The following is a 15,604-nucleotide window of genomic DNA, read 5'->3' on the forward strand; positions in this document are numbered from 1 at the left end:
TTTTCCCTCACATATATCCGTCACGTCTTAAGGTTTCCAATCCGCCGCCGTCTTCCTTATCCTGATCCCGGCCTGACCTTTCGGCAATATTGGAAAACTTGCCGCTTTTCAGTTCCTCTATTATTTCATCTACATTTTTCGAAGTGGAGTCTACCGGCTTTGTGCATGGATAGCAGCCAAGCGAACGGTAACGTTTTCCGTCACCCTTGTCAAAATACAGGGATACCACAGGTATACTTTCTTTTCTTATATATTCCCATATATTCAATTCTGTCCAGTCAAGTAATGGATGCACGCGGACATGGGTCCCCGGAGCAAAATCGGTCTTAAACTGGTTCCAGAATTCAGGAGGCTGCTCTCCAACATCCCATTCGTTATTCTTATCCCTCGGCGAGAAATATCTTTCTTTTGACCTCGAACCTTCTTCATCCGCTCTGACACCCACAATAACACCGGTATAAGGCTCTATATTGTTATCCTGTACATACCGTTGTAAATTGTGATCCATTCTGTAACGGGACCAACTGCCGTCCAGTGTATGTTTTAATGCTTCACTCTTAAGATTTCTGCAGCAAGTTATCCGGTCGGTATTTCCATCCGGATAGGTCTGCTTTTGCTCAAGAGCTGTAATATTTTCCCCGTAAACCATGTTCAGCTTCCATTCAAGCGCGAGTTTGTCCCGATACTCTATCATCTCAGGTATCTTGTAATGAGTGTCTATATGTACAAGAGGGATAGGGACATGACCAAAAAAAGCTTTTCTGGCAAGCCAAAGCAAAACTGTACTGTCTTTGCCTATAGACCAAAGCATGCAGATATTCTTAAATTCTTTATAAGCTTCGCGCAATATAAAAACGCTCTGTGCCTCCAGCCTCTCAATATTGTCCATTATTCCCCCTGTTTTTTAAGTGCAAACCACACTCTTTATGCTCAGGACTTTCCCACCACCAGCGTCCTGAACGTATATCTTGCCCGGGTTTTATTGGCCTGGAACACGGAACACAACCGATACTCGGATATCCGCGGTCATGCAAGATATTATATGGAATGTCGTTTTTTCTGATATAATCCCAAACCTGATACTCTGTCCAGTCAAAAATAGGATTAACTTTAAACAGCTTGAACTTATCGTCCCATTCAACGCTCACAATATCATTTCGGGTGACTGACTGACTTCTTCTAATGCCCGAAATCCAGGCTTCTAGACTTTCCAGTTTCCTTTTAAGAGGAACTATTTTCCGAATGTGGCAGCATTCTCGCCTCAAATCAATACTTTCGTAAAACAAATTGACGCCGTGATTTTTAACAAGCTCTTCCACATCTGATCCTTCAGGAAAAAGTACTTCAATATTTACCCCGTATTTTTTTCTTGTCTTATCAATTACATCGTAAGTTTCCTGAGGCAGTCTGCCTGTATCTATCGTGAATATAATTGCATTTTTGTTTTTTTTAAGGATCATATCTGTTAAAACCTGATCCTCCACGCTCATACTCGAAGAAAGCGCTATCTTCCCAATCCCGAAATGATTCAAGAAATAATCTACAATACCCTGAGCATCGAGATTTCTGATTCCATTTCGATATCCTGCTAATTCCTCTATACTGTAATTTATATTTTCTGATGACATGCTCACGGCTCCTTTCTTTTTCTATGCTTCCTTAATTTTTACCTTGCCGGGTCTTACATTACTTTTATTTTTAGATTGATTCCGCCGCAGTATCCCGTTATTTAAAGTTTTCATTGAACATATATGAACAACTACGCCAACAGCTATTAGAAATAACATCACTTTAAGCCAGAAATAATGAATTATAAAGAAGATCGTATAACCCATTGTAATATTTAAAAATACTATTGCCGTAATTTTAGCCCTTAAAGGTATTCCTTTTTTCTCGCGATAGTTTTTAATATAACTTCCAAAATACCTGTTTTTCAGAAGCCAATTATAGAGTCTTTCCGAGCCTTTAGAGTAACAAACAGCCGCAAGTAAGAGAAACGGGGTTGTAGGCAAAAGAGGCAGAAATATACCCAGAATCCCAAGCCCCACAGAAACCGTGCCTGCAGTTATTAATAATATTTTTATTGCTTTTTTATACATACCCGCTATCCTTATGTTCCCAGTATTTTAAAAAACAAGAACAGGGCCTACGGTAATAAATGAATTAGTCTCATATTTATCTTGGAAATAATCAATCTTACAGGACAAGCCAAACTCTCTTGACAAAAATACGTCAATACGGTTTCTGGCCGTAAATAATGCCGGCTCATTCTGCCCGAATCTGAAATAGACGCTTGAGCTCAATCTTAAAAAGTGGTAAAGAACAAGATCAAATCCTGAACCAAGCGAAAAATAATTTAAACTTACATAAGATGTGCTCTTGAATCCGTATTTATTCACTCCTGCTACGAGCATCCCCGGAGAAGTGACAACCGTATTGACCTGCTCGTTGAAATACCCGATAAAGGGAGAAAGTTTTAGATCACTTATCTTGAAAGAAATTCCCGCAGTAGCATGAGTCCCCCATATCGAACTGTCTACATCAAGCGAGCTCAATGGCGGTACGTCCGCAGTATTAAGCTGGGTGTAAAAACTGATGTAATCAACAGTAAGACCGAACACCGGCTGGATCTCTCCTTCATTACCAAAAAAATAGCGGGTAAAGAAAAGATAATTATTTTCACTGCTTTTACCTAATATTGAAAAATCACCAGAGCTTCCTATTATCAGATTCGGAACGGCATAAAGCATGTAAATACCATATAATTGGCCGCTGTCTTTTAATACCTGACTAACAGAGCTGCCCGGGACTTCAAACTTCACTTCATTATTGATCGATCCTGTGGCTGCCGAAAACACAAAAACCGATTTTTTGGGTGCCTCTTCAGATATTGCGGAAATGCAAAACAATGCAAGCGTCAGAAATATTGCAAATATTCTATTCATTTTGTTCTCCTTTTTAATTTTACTGTTCGATCTCAAGAAATTCTTCTTTTACAGCCCCTTCCAGTATTTTGAAAACTTTCGCTTCTCTTTTTCCGCCCTCCAAGGAGGCAATAACGTATATTTTATCTGCATCGTAGGCCAGTTTAATATCTTCTTCAGACGGCCTCGCCGGCGAATTCGGATGAGTATGATACACGCCGAGAATATCAAAACCTTCGATCCTTGCCTCTCTCATTACCTTAAATTGTTCAGCCGGGTCGAGAGAAAAGTGATCTTTACTTTCATCGACATTCCTCATTGGAAATATCTTTTTAATAACTCCGTTCTTTCCTCCAAGATAACCGCAAGCCTCAATCGGAGCTTCTATTTCTCCCTGAGCAAAAATCTCTTCAATATCTCTTTTTCTTATTTTCATGACCTTCCCCGCTTCATTATCGATTTAAATCGCATGCCGGTTGTTCATAATCCTTTAATTCTTTAATAACAGGGTTAGACCCGCATATCTTGCAATCCAGATTTCTTTTAAAACCGATTCTTCTGAAATCCATTCTGAGCGCGTTAAAAATAAGCATTTTATCCGTAAGAAGATCTCCTTTGCCTATCAGAAATTTCAGCGTTTCCGCAGCCTGCATCGTCCCCAGTATCCCGGCAACAGAACCCAAAACCCCCGCCTGTGAGCAGGTCGGCACAAGGTTCTTCGGCGGAGGATCCGAGAATATACATCTATAGCAGGTACTTCCGGGAACATAGGTCATTGTCTGACCGTCAAAACGCAGTATTCCCCCGTGTGAATACGCTTTTCTGCTGAGAACACAGGCGTCATTTACCAGAAACTTTGCCGGAAAATTATCCGTACCGTCAATAATAAAATCATAATCTCTTATAATATCCGCTATATTTGACGCAGTAGCCCTTTCACGATAAACCTCAACTTTACATTCCGGATTTATCTGATTTATCTTCTCCCTGGCTGAGATAACTTTAGGCTTACCTATATCCGGTGTAAAATGAATCACCTGTCTCTGCAGATTACTCCTGTCCACCACATCGCCGTCAACTAAACCAATTTTTCCGACACCGGCTGCCGCCAGATATAACGCCGCAGGCGCTCCCAATCCTCCGACGCCGATAATAAGAACTTTTCCCTGCATTATCTTTTCCTGCCCTTTACCGCCAACCTCGCCCAAAATAATATGCCGGCTGTATCTCTCTATCTGTTCATCGGAAAAATTCATAGCTTCACACCTCCAAAGCTTGTTCAATGTCATTAATAATATCTTCCACATCCTCTATCCCTACGGAAAGGCGGATCATATTATCATAAACCCTCATTTCTCGTTTTAAATCTTCTTTATATTCACAGAATATAGTGGAAGACGGATGTATCGCCAGAGTCTTATTGTCATTGATATTTGTTGCTCTTCTTATCATCTTAAGCTTATTTAACAATTTGAAGCATTCTACCTTCGTTGACATCTCAAAAGTAAGAATAGCACCGCTTTTTTTCCCGAACTGAGAAAGAGAAGCAGGATAATATTTTGAACTCGTAAGTCCGGGATAGTTAACCCGTCTTACGCCTTTTCTTCCCGATAAATATTCCGCTACTTTAAGCGTATTTTGGCAGGACCTTTCCGCGCGTAAAGCAAGAGTTTCTATCCCCAAGCTCTGCAAATACGCGTTATGCGGGGCAAGACACGCCCCAATATTTCGGAATACTTCTTTTCTTAATTTAGCGATAAATGCAAACTGTCCGTAAAATTTCGCGTTTTCCTTAAGCTTCGGGTTCTTCGCCCAATCAAAGGTCCCGTTATCAATTATTAAGCCGCCTATGGTGGTTGCTCCCCCCGATATATATTTAGTCGCCGACAGGACTTCAACATCTACACCGAAGGCCTTGCTGTCAAAAAAGTCAAGAGGCGTGACCGTTGTATCCGCAATCATCAGAATACCGGACTTTACGGCTATAGCCGACAGCTCTTTAATATTTACGACTTCCAGCTGCGGGTTGGTTATTGTTTCAAAAAATATCGCCCGCGTATTCCCGTCAATCAGGTTTTCTACGGAACTCGGATCGGAAAAATCAGCGTAACGTACTTCCAGACCCCATGATTTTAACGTCCTCTCAAAAAGCGAGTAAGTGTTCCCAAAAATCAGCTTTGTCGTGATTATATTATCACCACGCCCGGCCGCTGCCAATATCGTGTTACTTATCGCGGCCATTCCCGAAGCAACAGCAAGGACGGAAAACGCCCCGGTTGTATATTTTACCTTCTGCTCAAGATGTTCCACTGTCGGATTTGTTATCCTTGTATACACGTGACGCTGTTTTTTTCCCAAAAACGCCTCTTCCTGTTCTTCCGCGGAGTCAAATTCGAAAGAAACTGAATCATAGACGGGCATATGAAGTGAGCCGTGGACGTCCTTTTTTACAAAGGGACTATGTAAAGCTTTGGTTGAAAACCCTTGCATATTACATTCCTCCGCCCATAAAGTACAGGAAATCAACAGCGTCCTTTTCTTTTATAATGGTTTTAGAAAACTCTTCTTTCTTTACAAATTCCCCGTTTAACTGCACACTGACCATGTCAGGACTTTCGACTTTGTTTTTAACCAGTAAATCCGAAACACTTATTTCTCCGGCTAAATCAAATTCTTTTCCGTTTATTTGAACTTTCATAACATTCCCCCCTGTTAATTCTTTTAAATATTATATTCAACCGGTTCTTCCTTTCTGCCAAACTTTATTTTATTCCAGAGCCTTTCATGAAGGTAATACAATACAGTTTTTGTTGCTAATTCAGCCAGCCCTATAGACAACGCAAGTTTAATTTTACCTGTCAAAACAAATGAAATAACAATAGTATCCAGCGTACCTGTCGTCCTCCAGCTAATGGCTTTTAATATACTTCTTGAATGCGTTTCGAAATATTTTTTACTCATAACAACCCCTTTGAATTAGGTTATTTTGTCTTTCATTATTCAATTATAACCTTCTTAGCATTTTCTGATAATCACGGAATAATAATCTTTAACTTGTTTAAGGCTCAATATCTTATGTCCATCTTCCTTTACGCTTCGCGGGACATTAACAACAGGTTCTCCGTCGCCAAGAAGAAGCTCTAACGTCTCTCCAACCGCTATTTCTTCTATCTTTAATTTGGTCCTGACGTAATTCAAAGGACAGCTGACTTTCCTCATATCCAAAAAATGATCCGCTTTTATCTCACTCATAAGCTCCTTCCTTTTTGCGCCTGAATAGCTGTTTTTATTGTGTCAACTCCTTCTTCATCCATAATAGTTCTCATATTTTTATTCTTTTCTTTAATAATCTTCAGCAATACTTCGGTAATCCGTAACGCCTCCGCTTCATCAATAAAATCTGCTACTTTTTCTGCCAGTTTCACTCCTCCGGGATAATTGTCATCTTTAAAATGAGGGCCAACACCTCCCGCGTATACCGCAATTCCCCGCTTCTTTTCTACGATGGCATCGAAGGGGCAGGATTTTACACAGAAATCACAGTTCCTGCATCTTTCTTCATTGATAATCGCTTTGCCGTCTGCCATGTCAATCGCCTTTACCACGCACGCCTTCGGACAAATACCGCAGCCGTTACACTTTTCGCTTACAACAACCGGCAGGACTACTCCTGAATATCCGATATCCGATAACAAAGATATTCCGCAGGAGTTCGGGCATCCTGAACCTGAGATTTTGATATTCAAGTCACTCAACCCGACTTTCTCTACAAGCTTATCAACTTTACATAAGAGATCCTGAACATCAAATCCCCCGTTAGTACAATATCTGCCAAAACAGGACTGGATATTGTCAACACCTCTGTCTAGAAACTCAAGACCCTTATCAGCCGCGTCTTTTAAAATACCGGACAACTCGCTTTTTTTAATACCCGGAACTTCCGGCCCACCTCTTACTGAAAAATGTATGAAACCAAGACCGTGCTTTTCTGCTATATCCGCGAGAACTTTAACCTGCGCGGAAGTCAGTTCGCCGTTTATTGCTTTAAACCTGGCTATAGTATGCTCTTTGTCAGCGGTTTTACTCTGCTTTGTATCGCACTCCCGAACGGTTAGCTTTACCGCTTTATCGAGATCCTTTGTCACGGCCGCTTTAACCGTCTCCGCGCCAAGCCGCCTTATTAGATTTGCAGACCGCTCCCCAGGTTTACCTTCTTTCCGGATAAAATTTACATAGTTCTCAACTAAAGCCACGCACTGTTCTTCTGAAAGCAGCTTCGCAATATTTAGCCCCACAAACGGTTCAAGCCCCAGTTTTCCGCCCAGATACACGTCATAACCCTTTACGTCTTTCTCCTCTCTTGCCACAAACCCGAGATCCGCAAGAACCTGCGGAGAAGTGCACTGCCTTTCGCACCCGGCAATGGATGTCTTGATCTTGAACCCGCCCCTGTCATTAGTCCAGAAAGAATCAAGTTTCCCGCCTAAGTCAATAGGATTTAAGACGGCATATTCACACAACTTGGAATCATAGCAGACGTCCCCGTTCCTTACCCTTGCGCCGCACCGGTCAAGAACCAGGTTGACTTTTTCTAACTCATCTTTTGCTGTCTGAATGTCATTAAGTTGGACAAAGGGTATTATCGGAAACTGTCTAGAAGTAAACAGTATTACCCCTTTTGCGTATTTTTCCGCAATCTCGGCCACTTTGCGAAGCTTTACCGCGTCCATATTATCGCAAACCGCCTTAACCCAAACTGAAAACATATCTTTACCTTTAAGTTTTACGACCCCGCCTTTTTTTAATTCTTCGAGTTCACTTGGGTTCATACTCCCCCCTCTCTTACTCTACTATTCATACTGCCTTAGTAGGGATTGTAATACATTTACTGCCTTTTGTCAAGTCTTTTTTGTTATATATTTTTTAGAAGGGCTTTATTGACTTTTGGGTATTAACCTCTCCGAGCTTATCCTCCTAAAAGATTGGCGGATCCGCTAAGGGCGAGATCTCGTCAGAAACTTTGACGGACAGGCTGCTCGGTTTTTTTTGGCATAACGTCATAAACGATATCATTAAACCTTGAACCATTTATACTTCAGTTTAACGGTACTATACCCGAACATAGAGGGTGGTTCGGAGGCAGGGAATTAGACCCGAAAGCAACCTTAATGCCTAAAAGTGAATGTTTTCTACTTCGGATTTCCGGGAAGAAAACAAACCTTGCCAAAGCAACAAAAGAAGAGTATAAATATTCAGATGATAGGTCTATCAACAGATTATATGGAAGGATAAGATGTATAAAGAACTGACTGCTGTTTGCCTGCCGGATCAGAGCATAGAACTTGAATGGCGGAAAATAGAAGATCCGGTAAACAAGTCTCAGGAATTATTGCAAAACGAATTATACAAAAGATACACGGAAGATTTCAGCTCTTTTATTTTATTCCTGGGTTTTAGCAGTCAATCTACACCATTATCAGCAAGCTTGGATTTTTTTAGAAAGTCAACGGGCTTGTATGTAAAAAAGCTTACGCAAACACCCGACCTTGAAGTTTTGCGAGAGTCGGTAAAGCCAGATTTAACAATTGCTGAAATTGATGATTTATTGTCCCGCCTACCCTTTATGGTCGGCTCAGAGTACATAACCCCGGCTTTTCTTGAAACTATCTGGGTTAAATTAGACACAGCTTTTAAAAACAAATTAAAAACCCACAAAAGTTCCGTTGATGAATTAATTAAAACTTTCAGTCCTGATGTTCATCTCGCAGGACGTGTATATTTTCATCTTGTGGAAAGCAAAAATGAGGATTTACCTTTCGCTTTTCTGGCAACATATTCCACAAGCTTAAATGAGCAGGGAAAATACAGACATGTTCCGCTAAAACATGCTTTATTAGAGCACGGCAAAAACAGTAAAAAACTGCTGGAACTTTTATCCACCGTGCATTTAGCCGCCAAGGAAAGCAGGATTGTTGCCGGCCTTATTGAAAACGGCGAAATATTTCATCCCATAGCATTATCAGCCAAGGATGCATACAATATTTTAGAGGAAATTCCTGTTTATGAAAAATACGGTATACTCTGCCGGATTCCAAACTGGTGGAAGAACAGAACAAGCACACTGAAACTTGATATACGTATCGGTAACAGTTCCCCTTCATTTCTGGGTAAAGACTCAATTCTTGATTTTGAAATAAAACTTTTATCCGGCGACCTCGAATTGACTGAAAAGGAAACTATAAAACTGCTAAATGAATCAGAAGGGCTTGCGTTTATTAAAGGTAAATGGATGGAGGTTAATCCGGAAAACCTCAAAAAGACGCTTGAAGCTTACAAAAAAGCGCGGCAGATGATGGATAAGGGAGGACTTAGTTTAAAAGAAGCCATGCACCTGCAGCTTAATTTACAGAAAGACCTCGGCATATTAAACGATGAAACAGTGGAGATTTCCGGCGGGGATTGGCTTAAATCCGTTATTGAAAAACTTCGAAAACCTGAGTTGATAGCTTCTGTGAGCATACCGAATAATTTCAAGGGAGAACTTCGACCCTACCAGCAGAAAGGATTAAACTGGCTTTATTTTCTTCATTCCTTGCAGTTTGGCGCCTGTCTGGCAGATGACATGGGATTAGGGAAGACCATACAACTGCTGGCTTTCCTGAACGCGCTTAAGGCAAACAAGCAGGAACCCGCAAGCCTTCTGATAATACCGGCCTCCCTTATTTCCAACTGGATTAACGAAATTCAAAGATTTTCGCCGGACTTAAAGTATCACATAGCTCATCCGGTTTTTGAGGAAAGTAACTACGCCGCCGGCCCTGATAAGGATTTTATAGACAAATATGATCTTGTGATCACAACCTATTCTTTATCCAAGAAGTATGACTGGCTTAAAACATATAAATGGAACTACGTCATTTTAGACGAGGCTCAAGCCATTAAAAATCCCGGAACAAAACAAACAAGAGCCGTCAAAACTCTTAATGCAAACAACAGAATAATCATGACCGGAACTCCTATTGAAAATAGTTTAGGCGACCTCTGGTCTTTATTTGATTTTTTAAATCCCGGGCTGCTGGGCAGCGTCAAGGAGTTTTCAAATTTTTCCAAAAAACTAAAAGACAATCCGGACGGGTATACAAAACTGAAAAATATCACCTCCCCCTACATTTTAAGAAGGTTGAAAACCGACAAATCCGTTATTTCCGATTTGCCTGATAAAGTTGAGATGAAAACGTATTCAGATTTAAGTAAAAAACAAGTTGTCCTTTACGGTAAGCTTGTAGAAGAAATAAAAACGATGCTGAAAGATAAAACTGAGGGAATCGAGAGAAAAGGACTGATACTTGCCTCTCTTATGAAATTTAAGCAGCTTTGCAACCATCCGGATCAATATCTGGGAAGAGACGAATATTCCGAGCTTGACAGCGGCAAATTTTTAAGACTGCGTGAAATATGCGAAACAATTTTTGAAAAAAGAGAAAGGGTTTTAATCTTTACTCAATTCAAGGAAATCACAGAGCCTCTCAAGGAATACCTGGAAACAATATTCAAGCATAAAGGCCTGGTTTTTCACGGCAGTACACCTGTTAATGAACGAAAAGACATTGTTGAAAAGTTCCAGGGTCATGAATATGTTCCGTTCATGGTATTATCCATTAAAGCCGGGGGCGTGGGTTTAAACCTGACAGCGGCAAACCACGTTATTCATTTTGACAGATGGTGGAATCCGGCAGTTGAAAATCAGGCAACCGACAGGGTTTTCCGGATAGGACAGAAAAAAAACGTGATAGTCCATAAATTTATTACCCGAGGAACACTTGAAGAAAAAATTGACGCCATGCTGCAGGAAAAATCAAATCTATCAAACGAAATTATACAAAGTTCAAATGCTTCCTGGATAACCGAAATGAACAACGATAAACTGATGAATCTGTTTTCACTGTCACTATGAAATCTATTGTAGTTGCTCAATTTATTGAGCATCAGCCTGATAAATCAGGCAACTACAAAAATGAAAAATATTTGAGAACCGGTTTTGGGTGAATTTACAAATAATCGTATAACGGGAGGAGGATAAAATTATGGGATACTACTATGGGGGATTTCCACGATATGAGTCGGTTGGAGAAAAAAGGGCAAAAGCGCAGAAAAAATTGGAGCATTTGAAGAAGAAGAATCCGGATATTACCCCGTTGATTTTACAGGGAAACAAGCTCGCCCGCACCTGGTGGGGTATAGCATGGAATACAAACCTTGAAAAATACGCAGATTATTCAAACAGGATCGGCAGAGGCCGCAGTTACATCAGGAACGGATGTGTTTTGGATTTCAAAATAAGCGAGGGAGAAGTAACCTCGCTTGTACAGGGAACACGTTCGCGTCCTTATGAAGTGGCAATAAAAATAAAACCGTTAAAAAAGGAATCCTGGAACGAAATAAAAAGACAATGTGAAGGTAAAATAGAATCTTTACAGGAGCTTATTGAAGGCAGGTTCCCCAAAGACCTCATGGAAATAGTCACCGCGAAAGGAAAAGGGTTATTTCCCTCCCCTAAAGAGATTACTTTCAGCTGCAGCTGCCCGGACTGGGCAAGTATGTGCAAGCATGTGGCGGCAACGCTTTATGGAGTCGGCGCAAATCTGGATGACGACCCCAAGCTATTGTTCCTGCTGCGTAAAGCTGAGATGGACGATCTGATAACAGAAGCCTTGCGTGATAAATCAAAAAATATGCTTAAAAAAGCAGAGAAAAAAACATCCCGGGTAATTAACGACGCGGACGCAGGCAAAATGTTCGGTATCGATATTGACGAAAACACCGGCTCAGCCAAGGCCACCAAAATCAGTAAAAATAAAAAGCCTAAAATTACCGGTAAAACAAAGCAGCCGGGAAAATCGGAGAAATCAGACACAAAGAAAAGAGCCGGAAATTCCCAAAGAAGATAGAATCGGATAAACAACAGAAACAAAAGGGACAGACACCGATAAAGCGGTTGTCAGTCCCTTTTACCTTGGTATTATGGCGCCGTGCTTTTCGAGGAGATTGTGTATCTCCGGAAGTGGAAGTTGTTCGGGGTCTATGTTCTTTTTGGCGGAAAGAGCGGCCATTGCTCCGGCGGCCTGGCCCATCGCCATACAGGAGGCCTGAACTCTATAGGCAGAATGCCGTCTTTTAGATGGCGGAATATCAGGCCTGTGCCTTTGTAAGTATGCACATCAACAGGGTAAAAACTGTAACAGAGCGCGTCCGGCCAAAGACGGCCCGACTCATAATCCTTAATCGTAATATATGCTTTACCGTCGATAACTACGGTTTCCCTCACACCGCACTCGGGAGCTAAAAATGATATTTCCAATTTTTTAAGTCCGTGTTGTTTTTTTAACCAGCGGTAGATCTTTAGTATCAACGCCCTGCCTCCGAGTTCAAGCGCTGTCTCGCCTTTACTTCCATCCGCATAATATTCATTCACATGAATGCTGTTTAATCCGCAGCCCTCAAGAAGCCGGAGCAAGCGGTCTCCTAATTTTTTTCCGCCCCAGCCGAACTCTGCGTCGGCGAAAAGACGTTTCTTTATTGCTTTTTTATATTCTGCAATCAAAGCCGTCTTGTTTAATTTTTTAAACTCATATCCGCTTAAGGAAAAGATAGTCGCAGCCGTCTGAAGAACTTTTTGTTTTTGTATTTTGAAACCTACAAGTTTGATAACATTTGCGTCCCCGGTGCAGTCGACAATAACTTTCGCAGAATAATCCTGAAGACCTTCTTTTTTGCAAAGTTTTATTTTCCAGATACTACCCGAGCGCTTTACTTCCGCGGGCATTGAGTGAAAAAGTATTTCAACCCCGGCCTCCGCCGCTTCCGCATCACAGATCATCGCATATAACGCCGGATTTACAGCCAGAGCGTGCTGTTTTGAAAGGGCCGCGTAAGCCGAGGCAGAAGGAGGACATTTCCCTTCTTCCTCGAGCGCCTTAACACAGAGCTCGCAGCCGATACCTTTTATTACCTGTTTACCCCAGGCATAAAAAACACCGGGAAAGTTAACGACCGTCAGCGTCCCGCCGAGCATTCCGCATTTTTCAACTATAGAAATGTTTTTGCCCCGGCACGTCCCGATTGTATTGCTGCAATCACGCCCGCAGTACCCCCGCCGATGACTATTACATCATAAGAATATTTTTGCATATTATCTCAAAATGAAGCAACTATTTTAAATGTAAAATCATTTTAACCTCTTTTTCAAAGAAATACAATTACTTATAAATTGCGGACAGGTAAAGCTGTTGTCAGCCCCCTTGACTAAGCAAGATATGACTGATATATTGTAGAGACAGGCATGCCTGTCCGGACAAGCCCTCCTTAGAGATTGGTGGGCAAAAGAGCGTGCTTGTCCCTACACTACAAACAAACAATAAGCGAGGATGGCTAAATTGCAATTAATAATAGAAGAACGATTCCACCTCCGCCAGTTTATATTGGGCGGATCTTTAGATGAGATTACAAAACTTTAGGATTCCACTGATAAAAGCAGAAGGTAGGAACTATTGCAACTACTAATTAATGATCTCTTGATTCCTGTTGAAAAGGACGGGATTTCTCAGTATATTTCTGTGGCGGCGAAGAAACTCGTCCTTGGAGAAGAGCAGGTAAAGCTCGTTAAGATACTTTTTAAAGAGCTGGATGCTAAGAATCCGGAGCAGTTTTATTATAAGCTTTCTATTGCCGTAAAAGTACCGCCCTCATTCCCCAACAGGGAGAATTTACCTGTCTTTCTTGAGAAGCTACCTCAGGTAATAACACCCAAACCGTCCAAGGATAGACCAATTGTCATCGGGTTCGGTCCCGCAGGTATGTTTGCGGCGCTCTCCCTTATTGAGTATGGGCAAAGTCCTTTAATATTTGAAAGAGGCAAAAAAATAGAAGAACGGCATGCTGATATTAATACCTTTGTAAAAGAAAAAGTTTTAAATCCCGAATCAAATATCCAGTTCGGCGAAGGCGGCGCGGGGTCATACTCAGACGGAAAACTTTTTGCCCGGGCCAGAAATTCAGTATACATTGATAAAGTCATAGATACTTTGATAAAATTTGGAGCACCGCCGCAGATAAAATATGCCGCAAGGCCGCATCTGGGAACAGATGTTCTTTGTGAGATAGTTAAAAACATCAGGAACTATATAATTGAAAACGGCGGAGAAATTTTCTTTAATTCGAAGATGACCGACCTCATAACACTTGACGGCAAAGTCAACGGCGTAGTAATAAACGGTGAAAAGGAACACCTTTCTTCAACTGTTTATCTTGCACTCGGACATTCCGCAAGGGACACCTTTCTGCTCCTTGATGAAAAAGGCGTAACGCTGGAGCAAAAACCTATTTCAGTCGGTATAAGAGTAGAACATCCCGTTGAAATAATAAATCAGATGAAGTACGGTGAAAAGTACAAGAACTTTGCCCCCCTCGGTGCGGCGGGTTATTCTTTCAATTATACCGATGAGAAAACAAAGAGAAGATTAAACACTTTCTGTACGTGTCCCGGCGGGGAAGTCGTAAACGCTTCCTCAGAGAACGGCCTTCTGGTAGTAAACGGTATGAGTTATTCAAAAAGGGACTCAGCCTTTACAAACACCGCTTTCATTATAACGTGTCAGCCGTCTGATTACCCCTCCGCCTCACCGTTATCCGGAATGGAGTTTCAAAAGGAGATAGAAGCGAAAGCTTACAACGCAGGCGGCGGTAATTTTGAAGTTCCCGCCCAGAACCTTATGGATTTTTTAGATGGAAAAACCTCTACGGTTTTAAACAAAAACTCCTGTAAGATCGGAACCAAGTCCGCAGATCTTACTCAGATTTTTCCTAAGTTTATAAGTGAAACACTTAAAGCTGCTTTTAACCACTGGAAACCCGAGTATCCGTCATATGTTTCAGAACACGGCCTCTTACTTGCGCCCGAGACAAGAACCTCTTGCGCGGTAAGGATAAAACGCACGGAAGAATTTGAATTGGTAAATATAAAAGGGGTGTTTCCGATTGGAGAAGGTGCGGGGTATACGGGAGGAATTACTAGTTCGGCGGCGGACGGGATTAGGGCAGTGGAAAGGGCAAATCACTAAGAATTAAATCCTAAGCACTAAACAATAACTAATAGTTAATCACTAAATTCTAAACTCGCGAAGTGAAACGAAGCCCGCCGAAGCTTTTGTGGCTGAAAATTCGAAACAAAATAGATAAACCAGAAAAAGAAAACAAAATAAATACAAAATCAATGGTTTATCTAAAGATGTATTGTTTTTCGGCGATGTTTCCCTGGAATACCAATCTCAGCTCTTGCTTGTCCATTGGGATGAAATGTTTTGTTGTTCCGAGATAATAGCACCACATCCTTTCGGAAGGTATTTCACGATCAGGTTTTCCCAACAGTTCTAAAATCTGTTCTTTTGTCATTCCTTTAAAGTCATACCTTGCTAAAAGATCATTTCTCATTTTCTGTCTGACAGGGTTTTCGCTGTTGTACTTTATCTTCCATTCACTTGAATTAAACGGTTTTTGAGAAAAATAATCAACACTCCTCAAGTAATATTCAGCACAATAAGGAGAGAACAATATTGCAATTACAATGACAACCATAATAACAAATAGAATTTCAAAACTTGCTTTAGTATGTGGCGATTTCACCT

At 41.2% G+C, this 15,604-nt stretch carries 16 protein-coding genes; 3 read left to right on the plus strand and 13 right to left on the minus strand.

The genetic code is table 11. The features are described 5' to 3' along the window. Positions 1 to 7 precede the first annotated feature (7 nt). From A2536_12385 to A2536_12435, 11 genes are read right to left on the minus strand one after another with little or no spacing between them, the layout of a single operon-like run. Positions 8 to 889 (minus strand): sulfate adenylyltransferase, encoded by an 882-nt coding sequence (locus tag A2536_12385; protein OGF44420.1) that lies wholly within the window; start codon positions 887 to 889, stop codon positions 8 to 10. Continuing rightward, positions 876 to 1,628, minus strand: coding sequence for a phosphoadenosine phosphosulfate reductase (locus A2536_12390; GenBank protein OGF44421.1), 753 nt, complete (start codon positions 1,626 to 1,628; stop codon positions 876 to 878). Before A2536_12390 ends, A2536_12385 begins: the two co-directional genes overlap by 14 nt. 21 nt (positions 1,629 to 1,649) lie before the next feature. Next, a complete protein-coding gene (locus A2536_12395) occupies positions 1,650 to 2,099 on the minus strand; it encodes a hypothetical protein (protein OGF44422.1) in 450 nt (149 codons plus the stop codon). A 27-nt stretch (positions 2,100 to 2,126) separates the two neighbouring features. Beyond that, positions 2,127 to 2,945: a hypothetical protein gene (locus A2536_12400; GenBank protein OGF44423.1), complete on the minus strand. Its 819-nt coding sequence runs from the start codon at positions 2,943 to 2,945 to the stop codon at positions 2,127 to 2,129. Positions 2,946 to 2,964: 19 nt separating this feature from the next. After that, positions 2,965 to 3,360 (minus strand): hypothetical protein, encoded by a 396-nt coding sequence (locus A2536_12405; protein ID OGF44424.1) that lies wholly within the window; start codon positions 3,358 to 3,360, stop codon positions 2,965 to 2,967. 16 nt (positions 3,361 to 3,376) lie between these two features. Next, positions 3,377 to 4,180 (minus strand): adenylyltransferase, encoded by an 804-nt coding sequence (locus A2536_12410; GenBank protein ID OGF44425.1) that lies wholly within the window; start codon positions 4,178 to 4,180, stop codon positions 3,377 to 3,379. Between the two features lie 4 nt (positions 4,181 to 4,184). Continuing rightward, entirely contained in the window at positions 4,185 to 5,414 is a 1,230-nt protein-coding gene (locus A2536_12415; GenBank protein OGF44426.1) for an O-acetylhomoserine sulfhydrylase, read from the minus strand. Position 5,415: 1 nt separating this feature from the next. Next, on the minus strand, positions 5,416 to 5,622 hold the full coding sequence (locus tag A2536_12420) for a thiamine biosynthesis protein ThiS (GenBank protein OGF44427.1): 207 nt from the start codon (positions 5,620 to 5,622) through the stop codon (positions 5,416 to 5,418). Between the two features lie 23 nt (positions 5,623 to 5,645). Further along, on the minus strand, positions 5,646 to 5,885 hold the full coding sequence (locus A2536_12425; protein ID OGF44428.1) for a hypothetical protein: 240 nt from the start codon (positions 5,883 to 5,885) through the stop codon (positions 5,646 to 5,648). A gap of 54 nt (positions 5,886 to 5,939) precedes the next feature. Beyond that, positions 5,940 to 6,176 carry a tRNA methyltransferase gene (locus tag A2536_12430; protein OGF44429.1) on the minus strand — a complete coding sequence of 79 codons (237 nt, stop codon included), beginning with the start codon at positions 6,174 to 6,176 and terminating at the stop codon, positions 5,940 to 5,942. After that, positions 6,173 to 7,753 carry a hypothetical protein gene (locus A2536_12435; GenBank protein OGF44430.1) on the minus strand — a complete coding sequence of 527 codons (1,581 nt, stop codon included), beginning with the start codon at positions 7,751 to 7,753 and terminating at the stop codon, positions 6,173 to 6,175. Before A2536_12435 ends, A2536_12430 begins: the two co-directional genes overlap by 4 nt. Before the next feature lie 464 nt (positions 7,754 to 8,217). Between A2536_12435 and A2536_12440 the strand changes: the two genes are divergently transcribed. Continuing rightward, complete coding sequence (locus A2536_12440; GenBank protein ID OGF44431.1) at positions 8,218 to 10,878, plus strand: helicase SNF2; 2,661 nt, start codon at positions 8,218 to 8,220, stop codon at positions 10,876 to 10,878. A 130-nt stretch (positions 10,879 to 11,008) separates the two neighbouring features. Beyond that, entirely contained in the window at positions 11,009 to 11,872 is an 864-nt protein-coding gene (locus tag A2536_12445) for a hypothetical protein (protein ID OGF44432.1), read from the plus strand. A 131-nt stretch (positions 11,873 to 12,003) separates the two neighbouring features. Here the strand turns inward: A2536_12445 and A2536_12450 are convergent, their stop codons facing one another. Beyond that, a complete protein-coding gene (locus A2536_12450) occupies positions 12,004 to 12,996 on the minus strand; it encodes a hypothetical protein (protein ID OGF44433.1) in 993 nt (330 codons plus the stop codon). 475 nt (positions 12,997 to 13,471) lie between these two features. Between A2536_12450 and A2536_12455 the strand changes: the two genes are divergently transcribed. After that, positions 13,472 to 15,040 (plus strand): dehydrogenase, encoded by a 1,569-nt coding sequence (locus A2536_12455; protein OGF44434.1) that lies wholly within the window; start codon positions 13,472 to 13,474, stop codon positions 15,038 to 15,040. Positions 15,041 to 15,197: 157 nt separating this feature from the next. On the opposite strand, the gene A2536_12460 is transcribed toward A2536_12455, so the two are convergent. Next, positions 15,198 to 15,602: a hypothetical protein gene (locus A2536_12460; GenBank protein OGF44435.1), complete on the minus strand. Its 405-nt coding sequence runs from the start codon at positions 15,600 to 15,602 to the stop codon at positions 15,198 to 15,200. Between the last annotated feature and the right edge of the window lie 2 nt (positions 15,603 to 15,604).

The organism is Candidatus Firestonebacteria bacterium RIFOXYD2_FULL_39_29 (genome assembly GCA_001778375.1).
In the GTDB taxonomy this organism is placed as follows: Bacteria; Oederibacteriota; D2-FULL-39-29; order D2-FULL-39-29; family D2-FULL-39-29; genus D2-FULL-39-29.

What these genes read in the sequence shown, in the direction of transcription:
- A2536_12385 (OGF44420.1), bottom strand. Translation starts at nt 889, where the DNA reads ATGGACAATATTGAGAGGCTGGAGGCACAGAGCGTTTTTATATTGCGC.
- A2536_12390 (OGF44421.1), bottom strand. Translation starts at nt 1,628, where the DNA reads ATGTCATCAGAAAATATAAATTACAGTATAGAGGAATTAGCAGGATAT.
- A2536_12395 (OGF44422.1), bottom strand. Translation starts at nt 2,099, where the DNA reads ATGTATAAAAAAGCAATAAAAATATTATTAATAACTGCAGGCACGGTT.
- A2536_12400 (OGF44423.1), bottom strand. Translation starts at nt 2,945, where the DNA reads ATGAATAGAATATTTGCAATATTTCTGACGCTTGCATTGTTTTGCATT.
- A2536_12405 (OGF44424.1), bottom strand. Translation starts at nt 3,360, where the DNA reads ATGAAAATAAGAAAAAGAGATATTGAAGAGATTTTTGCTCAGGGAGAA.
- A2536_12410 (OGF44425.1), bottom strand. Translation starts at nt 4,180, where the DNA reads ATGAATTTTTCCGATGAACAGATAGAGAGATACAGCCGGCATATTATT.
- A2536_12415 (OGF44426.1), bottom strand. Translation starts at nt 5,414, where the DNA reads ATGCAAGGGTTTTCAACCAAAGCTTTACATAGTCCCTTTGTAAAAAAG.
- A2536_12420 (OGF44427.1), bottom strand. Translation starts at nt 5,622, where the DNA reads ATGAAAGTTCAAATAAACGGAAAAGAATTTGATTTAGCCGGAGAAATA.
- A2536_12425 (OGF44428.1), bottom strand. Translation starts at nt 5,885, where the DNA reads ATGAGTAAAAAATATTTCGAAACGCATTCAAGAAGTATATTAAAAGCC.
- A2536_12430 (OGF44429.1), bottom strand. Translation starts at nt 6,176, where the DNA reads ATGAGTGAGATAAAAGCGGATCATTTTTTGGATATGAGGAAAGTCAGC.
- A2536_12435 (OGF44430.1), bottom strand. Translation starts at nt 7,753, where the DNA reads ATGAACCCAAGTGAACTCGAAGAATTAAAAAAAGGCGGGGTCGTAAAA.
- A2536_12440 (OGF44431.1), top strand. Translation starts at nt 8,218, where the DNA reads ATGTATAAAGAACTGACTGCTGTTTGCCTGCCGGATCAGAGCATAGAA.
- A2536_12445 (OGF44432.1), top strand. Translation starts at nt 11,009, where the DNA reads ATGGGATACTACTATGGGGGATTTCCACGATATGAGTCGGTTGGAGAA.
- A2536_12450 (OGF44433.1), bottom strand. Translation starts at nt 12,996, where the DNA reads ATGCTCGGCGGGACGCTGACGGTCGTTAACTTTCCCGGTGTTTTTTAT.